At 29.9% G+C, this 17,712-nt stretch carries 15 protein-coding genes; 5 read left to right on the forward strand and 10 right to left on the reverse strand.

Annotated features, from left to right (window positions below):
- Nucleotides 1–44 precede the first annotated feature (44 nt).
- Nucleotides 45–1,088, reverse strand: coding sequence for a galactose ABC transporter substrate-binding protein (locus L3B98_RS16875; protein ID WP_238917610.1), 1,044 nt, complete (start codon nt 1,086–1,088; stop codon nt 45–47).
- Between the two features lie 497 nt (nt 1,089–1,585).
- Between L3B98_RS16875 and L3B98_RS16880 the strand changes: the two genes are divergently transcribed.
- Nucleotides 1,586–2,170 (forward strand): hypothetical protein, encoded by a 585-nt coding sequence (locus L3B98_RS16880; RefSeq protein WP_238917611.1) that lies wholly within the window; start codon nt 1,586–1,588, stop codon nt 2,168–2,170.
- Nucleotides 2,171–2,719: 549 nt separating this feature from the next.
- Here the strand turns inward: L3B98_RS16880 and fucO are convergent.
- From fucO to L3B98_RS16920, 8 genes are all read right to left on the reverse strand, one after another.
- Nucleotides 2,720–3,874, reverse strand: a complete 1,155-nt coding sequence (fucO, locus tag L3B98_RS16885) for a lactaldehyde reductase (RefSeq protein ID WP_238917612.1) — start codon at nt 3,872–3,874, stop codon at nt 2,720–2,722.
- 288 nt (nt 3,875–4,162) lie between these two features.
- Entirely contained in the window at nt 4,163–4,981 is an 819-nt protein-coding gene (gene rhaD / locus L3B98_RS16890; protein ID WP_238917613.1) for a rhamnulose-1-phosphate aldolase, read from the reverse strand.
- Between the two features lie 487 nt (nt 4,982–5,468).
- Nucleotides 5,469–6,725 carry an L-rhamnose isomerase gene (gene rhaA / locus L3B98_RS16895; RefSeq protein WP_238917614.1) on the reverse strand — a complete coding sequence of 419 codons (1,257 nt, stop codon included), beginning with the start codon at nt 6,723–6,725 and terminating at the stop codon, nt 5,469–5,471.
- Nucleotides 6,726–6,802: 77 nt separating this feature from the next.
- Nucleotides 6,803–8,200 carry a rhamnulokinase gene (gene rhaB, locus L3B98_RS16900; protein WP_238917615.1) on the reverse strand — a complete coding sequence of 466 codons (1,398 nt, stop codon included), beginning with the start codon at nt 8,198–8,200 and terminating at the stop codon, nt 6,803–6,805.
- Nucleotides 8,201–8,736: 536 nt separating this feature from the next.
- The gene (locus tag L3B98_RS16905; protein WP_238917616.1) at nt 8,737–9,726 is read right to left on the reverse strand and encodes a helix-turn-helix domain-containing protein; all 990 of its coding nucleotides are present in this window, start codon (nt 9,724–9,726) and stop codon (nt 8,737–8,739) included.
- 142 nt (nt 9,727–9,868) lie between these two features.
- Nucleotides 9,869–11,257, reverse strand: coding sequence for a peptidoglycan-binding protein (locus L3B98_RS16910; RefSeq protein WP_238917617.1), 1,389 nt, complete (start codon nt 11,255–11,257; stop codon nt 9,869–9,871).
- Nucleotides 11,258–11,323: 66 nt separating this feature from the next.
- Nucleotides 11,324–12,214: a DMT family transporter gene (locus L3B98_RS16915; RefSeq protein WP_238917618.1), complete on the reverse strand. Its 891-nt coding sequence runs from the start codon at nt 12,212–12,214 to the stop codon at nt 11,324–11,326.
- Nucleotides 12,215–12,267: 53 nt separating this feature from the next.
- Nucleotides 12,268–13,287: a DUF1646 family protein gene (locus L3B98_RS16920; protein ID WP_238917661.1), complete on the reverse strand. Its 1,020-nt coding sequence runs from the start codon at nt 13,285–13,287 to the stop codon at nt 12,268–12,270.
- 519 nt (nt 13,288–13,806) lie between these two features.
- Here L3B98_RS16920 and L3B98_RS16925 point away from each other — a divergent pair.
- The 4 genes from L3B98_RS16925 (at nt 13,807) to L3B98_RS16940 (ending at nt 16,462) form a co-directional block, all read left to right on the forward strand.
- The gene (locus L3B98_RS16925; RefSeq protein WP_238917619.1) at nt 13,807–14,094 is read left to right on the forward strand and encodes a hypothetical protein; all 288 of its coding nucleotides are present in this window, start codon (nt 13,807–13,809) and stop codon (nt 14,092–14,094) included.
- A 51-nt stretch (nt 14,095–14,145) separates the two neighbouring features.
- On the forward strand, nt 14,146–15,732 hold the full coding sequence (locus L3B98_RS16930; RefSeq protein WP_238917620.1) for an ammonium transporter: 1,587 nt from the start codon (nt 14,146–14,148) through the stop codon (nt 15,730–15,732).
- A 23-nt stretch (nt 15,733–15,755) separates the two neighbouring features.
- The gene (locus L3B98_RS16935; protein WP_077364464.1) at nt 15,756–16,094 is read left to right on the forward strand and encodes a P-II family nitrogen regulator; all 339 of its coding nucleotides are present in this window, start codon (nt 15,756–15,758) and stop codon (nt 16,092–16,094) included.
- Between the two features lie 71 nt (nt 16,095–16,165).
- A complete protein-coding gene (locus tag L3B98_RS16940; protein WP_015393899.1) occupies nt 16,166–16,462 on the forward strand; it encodes an HNH endonuclease in 297 nt (98 codons plus the stop codon).
- A 298-nt stretch (nt 16,463–16,760) separates the two neighbouring features.
- Here the strand turns inward: L3B98_RS16940 and L3B98_RS16945 are convergent, their stop codons facing one another.
- Nucleotides 16,761–17,417, reverse strand: coding sequence for a class II aldolase/adducin family protein (locus tag L3B98_RS16945; RefSeq protein WP_343073691.1), 657 nt, complete (start codon nt 17,415–17,417; stop codon nt 16,761–16,763).
- Nucleotides 17,418–17,712: the final 295 nt, after the last annotated feature.

The raw sequence follows: 17,712 nt of genomic DNA on the forward strand, positions 1-17,712 counted from the left end.
CGATAAAATGTCACTATAAATTTTATTAATATAACTGCTTAAAGTCATCCTACATATTCCTTATAGGGTAGACGTATAGCTACTCCAGTATCATCAAATTTATAAGAAGTTCCTTCAAGTGGATTTTGATCATTAAACAAATTAATACCTATAACATAGCTAGCTTCTGCTACTACATTAGCATCTTGAACAACAGAACCTGTCATTTCTCCTTTTTTAATTAATTCTTGAGCAGCCGGTATTGCATCAACTCCGACTACAGCTATATTTTTTGTACCATCTTCAGTATTATATCCATATTTATTCAATACTTCTATTGCTCCAATAGCCATTTCATCATTATTAGAAATTATAGCTTCAATTCCAGTGTTATATCTAATAAATATTGGTTCAAAATCTGTTTTAGCTTGCTCTCTATTCCAATCAGAAACTGTAGATGCAATTTCCTGTGTTTGTATCCCTCCATTATTAATTGTTAAAATAGAATATTCTGTTCTTTCATTTGCATCTTTATTATTATTTTCCCCAATTAGCATTACATATTGTAATATTCCATCATTATTAGCATCCATAGTATCTTTGTTTTTATTCCATGCATTAATTATAATTTCACCTTGAAATGTGCCTGCTTGTGCAGAATCAGTTCCAACAAAAAATGCCTTATTATAAGATTTTACTGAATTCATATCAAGAGGTTCTCGATTAAATAAAACGACTGGTATATTAAATTCTTTAATTCTTCCAATAACTTCATAAGCCCTTTTTACATCTACTATATTTAAAAGTAATATATCTTCACTTTTGTTTTCTAAAATGGCTTCAATAGTTTGATTTTGAATCATTTGATCATCTTTAGCATCATAAAAGGTAAATTGAACTTTATCTGGATTATTTTTCTGGATTTCTTCAAACCCTTGACGAACTAAAGAAATATATGCATCATCAAACCTATATAATAATACTCCTACTTTAACAGGATTTTGATCTACTGTTTGAGCAAAAATGTCTATGTAACTATAAGAGAATTTTATTGCTAATATAATAACTACAAGTCCAATAACTGCCAATGCCTTTTTAATCAATTTCATTATAAATCGCTCCTTTGTTACGTATTAATATTATCTATAGATATCCAAATACTTATTCAAGTAAATAACACCAATTTTTATATTATCCTGTAACAAAAGAGAAAATCACAGATATTATACTATATATATTCAAATGGTCAATTGACAATTTTCAATATTCAATTTTAGTAACTATATCAAGTGGTTCAAATATTCAATACAGATAAAGAGACAATAAAGGTTAAGAACTTTATGGTTCAAATCAATGTAGTCATATATCAAAATAAAAGATTTTAAAAAGAGTACCAATATATGATATATGTGATATTTTGTAAATTATGTTATAATACTATTAAAAATAATAATTTAATAAACAATAGTAATATATTGTTCATCAACTTAAAAAGGCAGCAATGCCTAAATATATATGTGCATATCTTATCTAATACCAAAATTTGTTATGAAAATTGCTCATTTATAGAATTAAAATAAAAAATGTAAAGAATCAGGAGGAAAATATGAAAAAATTATTAATTGCTGTACTAATACTTGGAACTATTAATTTTACAGGATGTGACTCCAAAAGTGCAGACGATAAGGCAGTAAAAGAAACATCTAGATCTACAACTACTACAGATACTAAAACAAACAATGATAAAACTAATGCAGCTAAATCTGATACAACAGCCACTACAGCTAAAACTGATACATCTAAAGCAACAACTAGTGACAGCAAACAATTAGGTTATGTAAAAAAGTTGTATGAAGAAAGTGGAAGTAAGTATATTTCAATACAATATGTACAATGGTTGTCAGGAGAGGAAGCTATTAAGGGTATAATGGAAGATGATAAATGTACAAGAGAAGAAGCACAGTCTAGATATACTAATGACTATTATATAAGAGATAAAAACAAAGAAGTAAAAAAAGTAAAAATTTCAAATAATGCTACTTATAGTATAATTAAAACTGGTGCTGAAGCAACTAAATCAAACTTTGATGAAGTAAAGAAAGAGCTTGGAGAAACAACACAAGGAATTTTATGTGATGTAACTATAAAAGACAATGAAGTTACAGATTTGAAACAAAAATATCACCCATAATAGATTATAAAGTTAATTTGTTGGATAATATAGTAACAATCAAACTTCCAATTCTCGAGTTTGATTGTTACTGTTTTTTTAGATTTCAAAGAGTTATATAGTGATTTAAAAAGAAGTATACCTCCAAACTTATTAGAAGTAATGAAAAACACTGGTTACTAAAAATTATGAGTGTAATAGTAAGACTAATGAACAATTTTCTTATATTGAGTATTATAGGTTGACAATCCTGCCTATAATTTTATAACAAACTCTGAAAAATTCTCACGTAAAATAGCCTAGAATATTTATGAAATATTCTAGGCTATTATATGAACTTAGTTAATATATATAATTCTAATTAAGAGTGTGCACTTCAACAAATCCTTAAAGGAAAAGTGAATGTCCAAAAAGTGAATTAGTTCTTGGTGCAGGAAAGTTCCGTTGTTGCATAAATGATCCGTATTGCAGCATAGCTGCTCTTTTTATAAGTGTATATTTGAAAACATGAACTTTCTCTGTGAGCTTCTCCATTAATTGATCATTGATAATTAGAATATCTATACTTTATTATTTGAAAGCTTTTTTGTAAATTGCTAATATTTCTTCTACACTTGTATCTCTTGGATTACCTGGTGTACATGCATCTGCAAATGCTGATTCAGAAAGCGCTTGTAAATCTTCTTCTTTAACACCAATTTCATTTAACACTTTTGGAATTCCAACATCTTCTGAAAGTTTTTTAACTGCATCTATAGCTGCTTCTCTATATTCTTCTTGAGACATACTATCTACACCTTGAACTCCCATTGCTCTAGCTATTTCTCTATATTTATCTCCAGTTGCTTCTGCATTATATTCCATAACATATGGTAATAATACCGCATTAGCAATTCCATGTGGAGTATCATAGAAAGCGCCAAGTGGATGTGCCATTCCATGAACAATACCTAATCCTACATTACTAAAGCCCATACCTGCAACATATTGTCCAAGAGCCATATCTTCTCTTCCCTTAGGCTCATTGTTTACTGCACTTCTAAGGGAACGTCCTATAATTTCAATAGCTTTTAAATGTAAGGTATCGGTTAATTCCCAAGCTCCCTTTGTAATATATCCTTCAATAGCATGAGTTAAAGCATCCATACCTGTAGCTGCTGTTAAGCCTTTTGGCATTGATGACATCATTTCTGAATCAACTACTGCAATTACTGGAATATCATGTGGGTCAACACATACAAATTTACGTTTCTTTTCTTCATCTGTAATTACATAGTTAATTGTTACTTCAGCTGCAGTTCCTGCTGTTGTTGGTACTGCTATTATATCAACGCACTTATTTTTTGTGTCAGCTACACCTTCAAGACTTCTTACATCTGAAAATTCAGGATTTTTAACTATTATACCAATAGCTTTTGCAGTATCTATTGATGATCCCCCACCAATTGCTAATAAATAATCAGCACCAGCTGCCTTGAACTTTTCTATACCTGCTAGAACTACATTTATAGTAGGATTTGCTTTTACTTCATCAAAAATTTCAAAAGCTAAATTATTTGCTTTTAATAAATCTGTTACTTTTGTAGCTACATTAAATTTAATTAAATCTCTATCAGTTACAACTAAAGCTTTTTTGTAACCTCTAACTTTAGCTTCAGCAACAATATTTTCAATTGCTCCTGCACCTATATAGCTTGTTTCATTTAATATCATTCTATTTGCCATTTTAATCAATCTCCTTTAAATTTTTTATATTTTAATATGATATTTAACGCTTACTATGTTAAATTATTAACTTTTATAATTATGCTAAACTGTTGTCAAATATTGACCATAAATAATTGATCATTGACAACTGATAATTGATAATTATCAATGTTTAATTACCCTCGAGGGGTCCCAAGGGTAATTTTAATTTTCCATATTATAATTATATTAATAAGTTATTTGAAACTATTATGGTTACGGAGTTTTAGTTTATACTTTTGGTTAATATGTTTCTAAATAACTTTATTATCTTAAATAGTCTTCTGAAATACTTACATTAAAATCTCTTGCTAAATCTCTAAAGTTTTGAGAAGTTATTGTTTGTTTCTTTCCACCCATAGCTAGAACTTTTACTAAGATTTCAGCAGATTTTTCTACTGTATCCATAAGTCCAAAAGTTAAGTCTAAAGTTTCTCCTGAACAAAACATTCCATGGTGTGCCCAAATTACAACATCGTGGCTATTCATTAATTTACCAGTTTCTTCTGCAATTGCTGCTCCTCCTGGAACCATCCAAGGAACTATCCCAATTCCACTTGGGAATACTACAGGACATTCTGTTGCCATTTCCCATAATTCTCTAGTAAATACTGTTCCATCTAAAGGTAATACAAAAGTTAAAGCAATTACATTAGTAGTATGAGAATGCATTATGACTCTATGAGCTCCATTTGTTTTTTCCATCTTAATTGAGTGACTCATTAAATGTGAAGGTAATTCACTTGTTGGCTTAGCACCATTTGTTAATCCCCAAACTATTTTATAATTTTCGCCCTTTTCATCTATTTTAACTATCCCTGCATTTTCTTCTAAACAAACTGTCATGTTTCTTATAAATTTTCCACTTCCAGTTACTAAGAAGTATTCATTAACTAAATTTTTAACTGTTACACCTATTGGGGTGTATGCTGAATCTTTATTAATAAATCCTTTTACTCCAACAACTTCTTCTTCAGTAAGTCTGTATGTAATGTTTCCACCATTTCTTTCATGCCAACCCTTAAGCCATGCATCTTCTGTTATCTTTTTAAAGTTTTGTATAAATTTCATTTCTTCTAAAGTCATTTTTATTCCTACTTTCTTTTATTAATTAACTTTTTATTTTCTAATAATATTTATATATTTTCTCAATCAAACATTCAATCGATTTCTATAGATATCAAAATTAATAATCAAACTTATTAATGGGGAATATAGATGCATCATTGAGAAATTATAATCGTAACACTACACTAGAAATCATATACATTTTTCTGGAAGCAGGTATGTGAAATTGAGCTGATGATGGTTCTTAATGGGGGCTTGTTTTATTTACAGTTTGTCCAGATTTTACATCTGGAACACACTGAAATGACGACAAGCCGCCATTTAGAAACTTCCAGCGAAAATTTCACTAGTCCTGTGGAAGATAAATGTATCTGATTTCGGTAATTTTTGCATAAGTCTAATTCTCTCTTTGGATATCTATAATAATGATCATTGATAATCGAGAATTGATCATTGTTGTCAATTCTCAATCATCAATTTTTAATTATTAATTGTTAATTGTTTCCTAGTTTCTCTTTGATAGTTCAGTTTTTTCGTATTCTTTAACTTCACTAATCCACTTTTCTCCAACTGGAACATTGTTCTTTTCACAATAATAGTTCCAAATATCTCCCATTGGATAAGTTTTGAATTCTTCCATTAAAGCTAATCTTTCTGTGAAGTTACCTTCATCTTGTAATTCTTTTAATTTAACATTTGGAGTTAACATTGCATTTAATAATGCTTTTATCATATTTCTTGAACCAATTGTCCATGCTGCAATTCTGTTAATACTTGCGTCAAAGAAATCAAGCCCAATGATAACTCTATCTAATGCATCATTTCTTACTATTTCTTTAGCTATTTCTTTAAGTTCATCATCATAAACTACAACGTGATCTGAATCCCATCTTACTGGTCTACTTACATGAAGAGCAACTTTTTCATTAAATAATAACATTGCTGAAAGTTTATCTGAAACAACTTCTGTTGGATGATAATGTCCTGTATCCATTAAGGACATTATGTTATTTTTAGCTGCATAGCTTAAATAGAATTCGTTAGAACCTACTGTGTAGCTTTCAGCACCTATACCAAATACTTTTGATTCAACACAATCAAGATTGTATTTTTTATCTATTTCAACTTTAAAGATTTCATCTAAAGATTCTTTAAGTCTTCTTCTTGGTCCTAATCTATCACTTGGAATATCCTTGTAACCATCTGGTATCCAAATATTAGTTAAACAAGTTTGTCCTAATTCTTTACCAAAATATTCTCCAATTTTTCTTGATGCAATTGAATGTTTTATCCAGAAATTTCTTATTTCTTTGTTTGGATGAGATAGTGTTAAACCATCTGCTGACTTTGGATGAGAGAATATTGTTGGATTAAAGTCTAATCCTAATCCATTTTCCTTTGCCCATTTTACCCAATTTGCAAAATGTTCTGGTTTGATTTCATCTCTATCTACAAATTCACCATTAGTTTCTAGGTAAATTGCATGAAGGTTTACTTTATGTTTCCCTGGAATTAAGCTTAAAGCTTTGTCTAAATCTTGTCTTAATTCATCAGCATTTCTAGCTGCACCTGGATAATTTCCATTACATTGAATTCCTCCAGATAATTCATTTTGAGAAACTTCGAAACCTTTAACGTCATCCCCTTGCCAGCAATGGATTGATATTTTAACTTTATTAAGTTCTTCTAGAACTTTATCTACGTCTATTCCCCATTTTTCATATTCTTTTTTTGCTAATTCATATTTTTCTTTAATATTCATTTCTCTTCCTCCTATTTATGTTGGAATTTTACTTGTTTGAGTTATTTATTTTAATAAGACTTTTTACAATTTTAATATTAATTAAATACTTTAATATCAAAAGATTCTTTTATAGCTTTTCTTGCTTCACTTAAATCTTTAAAGACATTTTTACTGATCATTTGAGCCACAATATTTCCTATAGCTGTTGCTTCAACTGGTCCTGCTAGTACTTCTTTTCCAGTAACACTTGCAACCAATTCATTTAGTAAATTGTTTTGACATCCACCACCAAAAATATTTATTCTCTTAAATTCTTTTTCAAATATATCTTCAAGATTAGTTACTGCTTTTTTATAACAATTTGCTAAGCTATTAAATACACACATTGCAATTTCTCCAACTTCTTCTGGGACTTCTTGATTTGTCTCTTTACAATGCTTTTGAATTTCTTCAATCATATTATCTGGTTTCAAAAATCTATCATCATCTACATCAACTATTGATGCAAATTTTAAATTTTCTCTTGCCAAATCAACTAACTCAGCAAAGGAATATTTATTATCAAGATTTCTTCTTACTTCTTGAATAACCCATAATCCCATAATATTCTTTAAGAATCTATATCTATAATCTATTCCACCCTCATTTGTAAAGTTATATTCCATAGCTTGTGGTACACAAATTGGGAATCTATTTTCTACTCCAATCAATGACCAAGTTCCTGAACTTAAATATATGCTATCATTGTCATTACATACAGATGAAATAAATGCAGATCCAGTATCATGAGTTGCAGGAAGTATAACTTCCATGTCAAAACCAAATTCTTCAATTAACTCATTTCTTAAATTTCCAAGACTAGTTTTTGGCAATTTGATTTCTTGAAAAATATCCTTTTTGATTCCAAGTTCTTCTAAGATTTTTTCATCCCAAGTTCTCTCAAAAGAGTTTACTAATTGAGTCGAAGTAGCATTTGTATATTCATTAGCTTTCTTTCCTGTAAGCAAGAAATTCAAATAATCAGGAATCATTAAGAAAGTCTTTGCTTTTTCTAAAATTTCCGGATTATTTTTCTTAATAGAAAGTAATTGATATACAGTGTTAAATCTTTGAAATTGTATTCCAGTATATAAATACATCATATCTTTTGGAATGCTCTTAAAAACTTCTTCCATCATTCCTTCAGTTCTATCATCTCTATAAGCAACTGCATTCCCAAGCATATTATCGTTTTCATCTAATAAAACAAAATCTACAGCCCAAGTATCTATACCAATGCTCTTTGGAATTTTTCCTATTTCTTTGCATTTCTTAATTCCATTTTTGATATCTTCAAATAATTGTTCTATATTCCAACAATATTCATTTCCAACTTTGCTAATTCCATTTTCAAACCTATAAATTTCTTCTAATGTTATCTTTCCATTTTCTATTGAGCCAAGTATATGCCTGCCACTAGAGGCACCGATATCAATGGCTAAATAATACTCCATAGCTTTCCTCCTGTTCATTTTTTCATCACACCATGGTTAAATTATATTGCATTTAGAAACCGTTTTTAATATCGTAGTTTGTTTTAATTATTATCCTTATTTGCAAATCTACATTTGAAACTGATAATTTGAATTCTGATAACAAAATAAAAAAGCAGCCTTATTTTACTCTAATCGTCATAATTTTTTTCAAATACATTTATGACAATCAGGAATAAGTAAGCACTACTTTTTATTCTAATTTAATTATAGATATCCAAATTAATAATCAAACTTATTAATGGAATATTCATACATTCTTGAAAAATTAAAATTACAATACTATACTAGAAATACGATACATTTTTCTGGAGCAGGCATGTGAAATTGAGCTGATGAAGGTTCTTAATGGGGGGTTGTTTCATTTCAGCCTGTCCAGATTTTACATCTGGAACACGCTGAAATGACGACAAGCCCACATCTAGAACCTTCCAGCGAAAATTTCACTAGTCCTGCAGAAGACAAATGTATTGGATTTCGGTAAGTTTCGCATAAGTCTAATTCTTAAGTTGTGTATCTATATTATCGCATAATTTCAATTTGTATTCTCTTGGAGTCATTCCAAATTTCTCTTTAAATATCTTATAAAAATATGTAGGATTTTCGTATCCTATTATCCCAATTAAATCTACGATTGAATAATTAGTTGATTTAATTAATTCAACAGCTTTACTTAGTTTTCTTTCCTGCAATAATTCTTTAAAGGTCATCCCAGTGTGTTTTTTTATTAATTTACTAAGTTTATAATCAGGTTGTTTTAAATTTGCAGCTATTTCAGAAAGTGTTGCAGTATCATAATATTCATCAATATATTTAAGACTTTGAATTATAAGCATTTTTTCATAGTTATCTACAGAATAAATTTCAATGTCTTGTGAATTTTTAATTAATTCTACAATTAAAAGCCCTACAAGTAATTTTATTGTTGCCTTGCTCATTATTGAAGGCGCATATAATTCTATGATTATTTTCTCAATCAAATCTTGAATATTTTCTCTTTCTGAAACCTTAAAATACAGATATTCCCCTTCTTCATAGTCAGTATACAAGGTTGTAAGTAAAAATTTACTTATAATATTTTCATTATCTAAAAGAGTTATTATATAATCAAAAAATTCAGGTCTAATTATAAAATTTATAATTATATCATCTTCATTTGAAGCCTTTATTTCATGAGTTATATATTGGTTAAGAAAAATCAATTCACCTTTTTGTAATATTATTTCTTTGTTATCAATAATTTGAGTTAATTTTCCCTGATAAACATAATTAAATTCAATGTAATTATGTTTATGACTAGGAAAATTTATAAATCTCGTATGCTTTCTAATATCAATTAATTCACCTGCTGGTAATAACTTATTACTATCAATAACAAAATTCCCCTCATCAGTATAAAGACTTTTATTTACAGAAGCTTCTCCATTTAATATTTGTGATTCTTCCTCTGTTAAGGCTATTAATTTATCATGAATTTCTTTCAACATAAGTTATTCCTCCATAAATAATCTGCGTATCCTTTAATCAATAATATCTAAATTATATACCTATTATATCTAACAAATTCAAATAAACCTAGTTAGAAAAAATAGCAGCTCATTTTACTGACCTACTATCTTTTATCTATATTTAATAAAAGAACTTTGGTATAGTCCTCCTATCATCCAATCCAGATATAATTGGTGGAATAAATTCATTTAATTCCAAGCCTCTACTTGATTCAGTTGTAGTAAGTTCTGCGAGCTTAGTCACTCCAACATAAACATCAGATATTTTATACCAGGTTGCATAATCAACTATTCCGGTTTGCGGCAAAGTAAAAATCTGTTGAAAAACTTTTACTGAATTCGCAGTCTTTGGACCATATTTACCATCTTCAGCAAGCTTAGGAATAAGTGGATAGTTTCTAGCTATTCTATTTAATTGGCCTTGAATCGCTCTTACTTCAGGACCTGAAGCTCCAATAGTAAGAGGAGTTCCGGGATATGACATTGGACTTCCAGATACTTTTTCGGCTGTAACTAATTCAATATCATCACCATAGTAATACTTTAATATATCATAAGGCACCATTCCACGCCTTCCTAATTCTTGACTTCCCCATTGACTTAACCATTGAGGACAAGTAACGCTCTTTCCATCACAATATTGAGTGAAAAGTGGTTGTTTCTTTCCAATTCTCCTTACATAGGTTGAAAAAATCTCGTCAACTATTTGACTTATATTATCATAAATGTTTCTGCCATAAGAAAAGGCTTGATCATATGCCGTAGAATTTGTAATATCAAAATTTTTTCCTTTACCTCTATACCATTCGGTAAAAATTCTATTTAAGGTAAAAGAAACAATGCAAAAAATATTTGCTCTTAATGTTGACTCTGTCCAAGTTGAATATATTTCGCAGGAAGCTACATTTTTAATATAATCCTTAAATGGAACTTTATAATTAGTGGCTGAAGGATCATTTGGACTTCCTTGATGAACTATAATATATTCTGGAACTATAGGCTGTGGCAATACTACTCCTGAAGTTGGAGGAGGCACTGGTTTATCAACCTCTTCTGGAATCTTAGGTGGATAATTTCCGTTTAATGTATTTGGTGGTATATCTATAATTTGCTGCCTCATACTTCCTCTTCCTAAGTTAATCTCTAAATTACATATTTGAAACGCAACTTCTGTTGGGAATACCTGACACCCTCTTATAACTATTGGATTAAATCCACTTCTTTCAACCGTTATATCATAAAGACTATATGGTATTTGGTTACTATTTTCATTTAAAGAATATTCTAACGGAGGTGCTGGTAATTCTATAACTTGAGTTAAACCTACTGAATTTGTAATGAGTTCAATATTTTTTGTGCTTCCCGCGTTAGTAATTCCTGTTACTGTTATTTTTGCACCATCAATTGGAATATAATTACCGCCTCTAAAGCATTGGATTTTTAGACCTCCAGTATTTGATAAAGCATTTCCATTACTTGTTGTAACATTTCCACTGTTTATATTTTCCATAACATTCCTCTTAATATTTTTTCAGAATATTATACTTATTAAAAGTAATATTTATTACTAATATATTTATTTTCTAGAAAGTCTAATTTGTGGTATCAATATTCCAATTAATATAAGAATACAGCCTAAGTATGCTCTAATGCTCATGGTTTCCCCTAAAATAAGCATTCCTCCTATAGCACCAAATACTGATTCCATGCTCATTATAATAGCCGCATGAGAGGGTTTAGCATTTTTTTGCGCAACTACCTGTAAGGTATAAGCTACCCCTGTGGAGAAAAGCCCCCCATATAGAATAGGAACTAAAGCATTAGATATACTTGTAAGAGTAATACTTTCAAATAAAAAAGCTGATATTAGACTTAAACCAGAACTTGTTGCAAATTGCAGACAAGATAATTTTAAAGGATCTACCTTATTACAAAAATAATCTATTGTTAAAATATGTAGTGCAAAGAAAAAGGCACATATAAGTTCAAACATATCTCCATAACCAATTCTAAAGCTTTCATTTATACTTAATAAATATAACCCAGTTACTGCAAGAACTACTCCAATCCATAGTTTTTTACTAATTTTATGACCTAGAATAATGCCTATTATAGGAACTATAACCATGTAAAGTGCAGTAATAAAGCTAGCATTTCCAGCAGTTGTATATATAAGACCAAACTGCTGAAGGGATGAGCCCATAAATAATATCGTTCCAACTAGTACCCCAGATAATATTGTTTTTTTCGTGCTCACTTCATTGTTATTTTTTCCATTACTTTCATTTCTTTTATTAAAAAAAATGATTAACGGTAAAAGTGATAAACTTCCAAGAGCAAACCTCAGTCCATTAAAAGTAAACACCCCTATATATTGAGATCCTACTCTTTGTGCAACAAATGCAAATCCCCAAATAGCTGCTGTAAGTAATAACAGCATATTAGCTTGTACTCTTTTATTGTTCATTATATATATTTCCCCCTTAAATTATTGTCATATTATCATTTGTTAATATTGTTTTACAATACAAATAAAATCACATAATATATTAGCATAATTATGAGTCCAAGTGGTACCCCAAGTTTAATCCATTCTCTGCTTTGAATCTTAAATTTGCCAGCAGTAATAATGTTAGGAATATTCCCTGGAATCATCATTCCTCCACTTATTAATAATCCCATCAATACAGCCTTAATTTGTAATTGTGACATTTTATTACTAACCTCAGCTGCTGCTAGGGTTGCATTATCTAATACTGCAGAAGACATATTAAACCAATATAAATATCCTGTATGAAGATTAATTACATAAGTATCTATTATCGGTTTAAACCCTTCCCCAAGCAGCTCTAAAGCAATAATAAATATTAAAATTTTAAATGCTCTTATTATTATTGCAGCATTTGTCTCTTCTATAATTATTTCTTCCTCCTTGTCTTCATGTGCCTTTTCTTGAATACCAAATGACGCTCCAATAAGTCCAAGAATCAATATTCCTGGAATAATGTAAACACCAAACTGCTCTAAAAGATACCAAAAGCTTTCATGAAGTTTAGAAATTACTGTTGTTGATAGTGGTTCTCCTATTGGAGTCAATACTGCTCCCATTCCAATAGAAAAACAAGCTACTATATCAACATTTATCTTATTTTTTCTACTAATTGGAAGTATACTTACTATTTCTATTAAGAGCAAGGCTGCAATTATTGCTGTTATTACACTTGATATAAGTCCAATAATCACTATTAACAAAAATATAAAAAGCTTTAATGGAATATACTTTAAAATATAATTTAATGCTGCTTCTACATGGGTAGATATTGCTTTAAACATGAATCCACCTATTAATACTACACAAGTTATTACATACATAAATTTATTTTGAAATACATTAATAAAAAGTTCCTTACTTAAGGAACCTGATGTAATAGCCGCTAACACTCCTACAGTAAACAAAAAAAATTCAAGATTACTTTCAACTTGCTTCGATAAAATCGGTAATGTAAAAGTTATTACTAAAAGTAAGATTAATATATACATCACCTTTACCACACCCTTTCTATTATTAAAGTTAATTTAAATCTAAAAGCTTTTACACTTAATTTTCAACTATAATTAACCATGTTATTGTATCATATAACCTCTAAATTAAAAAATGAGAAACTCGAAAAATGAGTTTCCCACGTCAGAAACAAATTATATATAGGTAATTAATAATCCTATTTTATATAGTATCACAGTTCCAACATTTGTCAAATACTATACGCCTTACCTTTAATCAAAATATGAATACAGGCTCATTCCCTTTATATGTAATTAATTCAATATTTTCTTGACTTTATACATTAACTTACATATAATGAAAATAAATATAATACCCACGGCAAAGTCGCCTAATATTTATTAATATTAGGTGACTTTTCGTTTTTATGGGATTCCCCCCCAATGACAATGGAGTCAAAGTTTAATTACTTTGACTCTGTTTTTTCAGCTTAGATTTCATTTAAATTTTAAATGAAGCTTTACTTAGAAATCCATTCTAGAAAGGAGGTTTTAAAAATGAAAAAGCATAGTTTGATTTCAACACCAGAAAAATCGAAAGTTATAACCCTTAATATTCTTTTTATTACTACTCTAATGATTATTTTTTTAGGAATATTTTTTAGCATTTTTAGTCTGATTAATAATATTCATTTTAAAGTTCTAAGTTCTTCAATATCAGGTGCGATTTTTGGAATTTTAGTTTTATATTTGGGAATAAGATACTATTTATCAGTTACTAAATTAAGAGAAGAATTATATAAATCTTCAGCTAAATTTTCATGGAGAAATTTTAAACGAAAATAAATTTTTTAATTTAGGTAAATATAAAAATTGTTTTAATTTGGAGGTTAGGTTATGAAAAAATCAATAAAATTAGGTGCTATTATATTGTTTCTTGGCGTATTAGCCTTTGTGTTAGCTCTTGCCCTTTCAGTATCTGGAGGTTCTGACCCAACTGGTGCTTCTTACGTTGCTGCAACAGGAAGTGAAACCTTGGCTGATGTAGCAACTACAGCAAATAAAGGTTATTATGGAGCAAATTTCACCTGGGTTATGATAACAGGCTTTATGGTTTTCTTCTTTCAGTGCGGATTTGCTATGGTTGAAACAGGCTTTTGCCGTGGTAAAAATGCTGCCCATACTATGACAATGAACTTTATGGTATTTTTAGTTGGTGCGATTGGATATTTTCTAACAGGCTTTGCTATTCAATTTGGAGGTTCTGGCGGTGCAGCAGGTCTTGGCTCTGGTGGTGCTGCATTAGGCTCAATGCTTTCAATACCTGGCCTTGGCGGTATTATGGGGTATAATGGTTTCATGTTATCTGGTACTGGTGTTTATGATCCAGGAATATATGCATTATTTTTCTTCCAAATGGTTTTCATGGATACCACAGTAACAATTCCTACAGGTGCTGTAGCCGAAAGAGTTAAATATTCTGCAATTGTTATTTTATCTTTCTTTATCTCTATGTTCTTATATCCTTTCTTTGGGAACTGGGTATGGGGTGGCGGTTGGCTATCAACCCTTGGTAAAAATTTTGGTCTTGGTCATGGTGTTGTTGATTTTGCCGGATCTGCTGTAGTTCACTCTATGGGAGGTATGCTAGCTTTAGCTGGCGCAATTGTCATAGGTCCTCGAATTGGTAAATTCAAAAAAGATGGGACTGCACGACCTTTTCCTGGGCATGACATTCCAATGGCAATTATAGGCACAATTGTTTTATTCTTCTGCTGGTTCTCATTTAACGCTGGTTCGACCCTAAATGCATCTGATTTTAGACTTGCTGTTGTTGCAACAAACACAATGATAGCTGGTGCAATAGGTGGACTTATTGCAATGTTTTATATGTGGATCAAGTATGGAAAACCAGATCCATCAATGACAGCAAATGGTGCTCTTGCAGGACTTGTTGCAATCACAGCTCCTTGTGCTTTCGTAAATGCACCTTCTGCTTTCTTTATTGGTGCGGTTGCTGGATTACTTGTATGTGTTTCTGTTTCCTTTGTTGAAAATAAATTAAAGCTAGATGACCCAGTTGGTGCAATTTCCGTACACTGTGTCAATGGTATTTGGGGCGTTATTTCTTTAGGTCTCTTTGCTGACGGGTCTTATGGCGATGGATTAAATGGAGTTACTGGAGGCGTTACTGGTTTATTCTTTGGTGATCCTTCTCAGCTTATAGCTCAATTAATTGCTGTTGTTGTTTTATTTGTCTGGGGCTTTGGAGTTTCTTATGTTTTCTTAAAAATTCTAGACAAAGTATGGGGCATAAGAGTTTCACCTGATGTTGAATTAAATGGTTTAGATATTCCTGAAATGGGTGTTTCAGCATATCCAGATTTAGAATTATTAAAATCGCCTGAGCTTGATTATGAATCTCCTGAAAATGTTGAAATTAAACAACTAGCAAAATTTAAGGAAACTACTCAGCCAATATAGCTAATTAAAAAGGATGTGATAATATGAAAAAATTAGAGATTGTAATTAAAAGCGAAAAATTAGAAGAATTGAAAAAAATACTAACCGACTGCAATGCTACTGGAGTTATGATTTCAAATATTATGGGATACGGTAATCAAAAAGGTTACAAGAAAATTTATAGAGGAACAGAATATAGTGTTAACCTGCTTCCAAAAGTTAAAGTTGAAACAGTTGTGGCTCCTGAAATAGCTGAATTGATAATAGATAAAGTTTTAAAGGAAATTAGTACTGGCAATTATGGAGATGGAAAGATTTTTATTTACGATGCCGAAGATGTTGTAAGAATACGAACTGGTGAACGTGGAAAAGATGCATTATAAAACCAATTGATTTTATCAATTAATTTGATATAATTTAAGTATAATGAGTTACTGCTTAAGAGGAGGAAGTTATGGCACAAAACCATATTTGTGAATTATGTAATAGAAATGTTCCTATTATTACTAAACATCACTTAATTCCCTTAGCAAAAGGTGGAAGAAAATTTGAAACACTTTCTTTATGTACAGCTTGTCATCAACAAATTCATGCACTTTTTACAAATCGTGAATTAGCAACACATTATTATTCTCTTGAGTCTTTAAAAAAAGATTACAAGATAATTAAATACCTTAGGTTTATAGAAAACATCCCAGGGGATTACGAATTAACAATAAAAAAATCAAGGCGCGTTAGAAAAAGTAGTTAAAAATATTTAAAATATATTAAAACAAAAGTGTCTGCGACAGCTTAATTAATAATGAATTATTAAGAAGAAGATATTCCTTCGGAATATCTTCTTCTTAATGTGTTTTAAGTAACAGAAATGTTTTGTATTGTGGCATACTGCTCTTTATAAATAAGATCCGTTGTTGCAGCATAGCTGCTCTTTTTATAGGTGCGTATTGTGGCATAGCCACTCTTTTTATTGGCAAAATGATCCGAATTGTGGCATAGCCACTCTTTTTATTGGTAAAATGATCCGAATTGTGGCATAGCCACTCTTTTTATTGGTGTATATTTTTTTGTTTATCTTGATATAGCTTTAGTTTTTCTCCATTAAATCTTTTTGGTTCTTTAAATTGATTTAAGATTAATGCTCTATAATAAACTTCTGCTGTCTTTTCCACAAATCTTCCCTTTGATACTATATTTTCTATATCCTTACTTATTACAATTGTTCCATTACCCTCTAACAAACATGCATCAGTTGTTTTCAATTTTTCAATTAAATCCTTTGCTAGTTCAACATTGCTTGTATTATCATTACTCACGGAATAAATGTAGCCACCATAATTTGCAGAATCATACGTAATTGGTGGAATAACTTTGTTAATTACTGAAAAAGCAGTTGCAAAAATTGGATTAATGTGCATAATAGCTCTTATTTGTTTCTTTGCTTTATATAGCTCTAGGTGTAAAAATGCATCACTATCAGGTTCTATTCCATCTAATGCATTAATTATATTTCCGTCTATATCCAAAATACAAATATGATCTATTGCTAAATCATCTATTTTCATTTTTGAAGGGGTGATTATAATATATCCTGAATTCTCATCCCTAATACTAAAGCTTCCTGCACCTTCCAAACATAAATTATATTCTTCTGCTTTTTTAACAATTTTCACAAGCTTGATTTTTAAATTTTCTAACATCCTCATTTTCCTCTCCGAATATTATAAATTAGCTTTATCATTACGGTAACAAAAGTGCCTGCTACACATTTATTTAATGATGAATATTGAATAATAAATGATTAATTAGGATATTCCTTCGGAATATCTTCATCTTAATAAGTCTCAAGTTGCAGAAATGTTCCCCACTCTTTATAAATAAGATCCGTTGTTGCAGCATAGCTGCTCTTTATAAAGGTGTATAAGTTCCGAATTGTGGCATAGCCACTCTTTTTATAGTAAAAATGATCCGAATTGTGGCATAGCCACTCTTTTTATAGTA

It is taken from the genome of Clostridium sp. YIM B02555, from assembly GCF_022320955.1.
Classification (GTDB): domain Bacteria; phylum Bacillota; class Clostridia; order Clostridiales; family Clostridiaceae; genus Clostridium; species Clostridium saccharoperbutylacetonicum.

Coding starts and splice junctions, on each gene's coding strand:
- rhaB (WP_238917615.1), bottom strand. CDS start 8,200: ATGGAGTATTATTTAGCCATTGATATCGGTGCCTCTAGTGGCAGGCAT.
- L3B98_RS16910 (WP_238917617.1), bottom strand. CDS start 11,257: ATGGAAAATATAAACAGTGGAAATGTTACAACAAGTAATGGAAATGCT.
- rhaA (WP_238917614.1), bottom strand. CDS start 6,725: ATGAATATTAAAGAAAAATATGAATTAGCAAAAAAAGAATATGAAAAA.
- L3B98_RS16945 (WP_343073691.1), bottom strand. CDS start 17,417: ATGAGGATGTTAGAAAATTTAAAAATCAAGCTTGTGAAAATTGTTAAA.
- L3B98_RS16930 (WP_238917620.1), top strand. CDS start 14,146: ATGAAAAAATCAATAAAATTAGGTGCTATTATATTGTTTCTTGGCGTA.
- L3B98_RS16920 (WP_238917661.1), bottom strand. CDS start 13,287: ATGTATATATTAATCTTACTTTTAGTAATAACTTTTACATTACCGATT.
- rhaD (WP_238917613.1), bottom strand. CDS start 4,981: ATGACTTTAGAAGAAATGAAATTTATACAAAACTTTAAAAAGATAACA.
- L3B98_RS16925 (WP_238917619.1), top strand. CDS start 13,807: ATGAAAAAGCATAGTTTGATTTCAACACCAGAAAAATCGAAAGTTATA.
- L3B98_RS16915 (WP_238917618.1), bottom strand. CDS start 12,214: ATGAACAATAAAAGAGTACAAGCTAATATGCTGTTATTACTTACAGCA.
- L3B98_RS16880 (WP_238917611.1), top strand. CDS start 1,586: ATGAAAAAATTATTAATTGCTGTACTAATACTTGGAACTATTAATTTT.
- L3B98_RS16935 (WP_077364464.1), top strand. CDS start 15,756: ATGAAAAAATTAGAGATTGTAATTAAAAGCGAAAAATTAGAAGAATTG.
- L3B98_RS16875 (WP_238917610.1), bottom strand. CDS start 1,088: ATGAAATTGATTAAAAAGGCATTGGCAGTTATTGGACTTGTAGTTATT.
- fucO (WP_238917612.1), bottom strand. CDS start 3,874: ATGGCAAATAGAATGATATTAAATGAAACAAGCTATATAGGTGCAGGA.
- L3B98_RS16940 (WP_015393899.1), top strand. CDS start 16,166: ATGGCACAAAACCATATTTGTGAATTATGTAATAGAAATGTTCCTATT.
- L3B98_RS16905 (WP_238917616.1), bottom strand. CDS start 9,726: ATGTTGAAAGAAATTCATGATAAATTAATAGCCTTAACAGAGGAAGAA.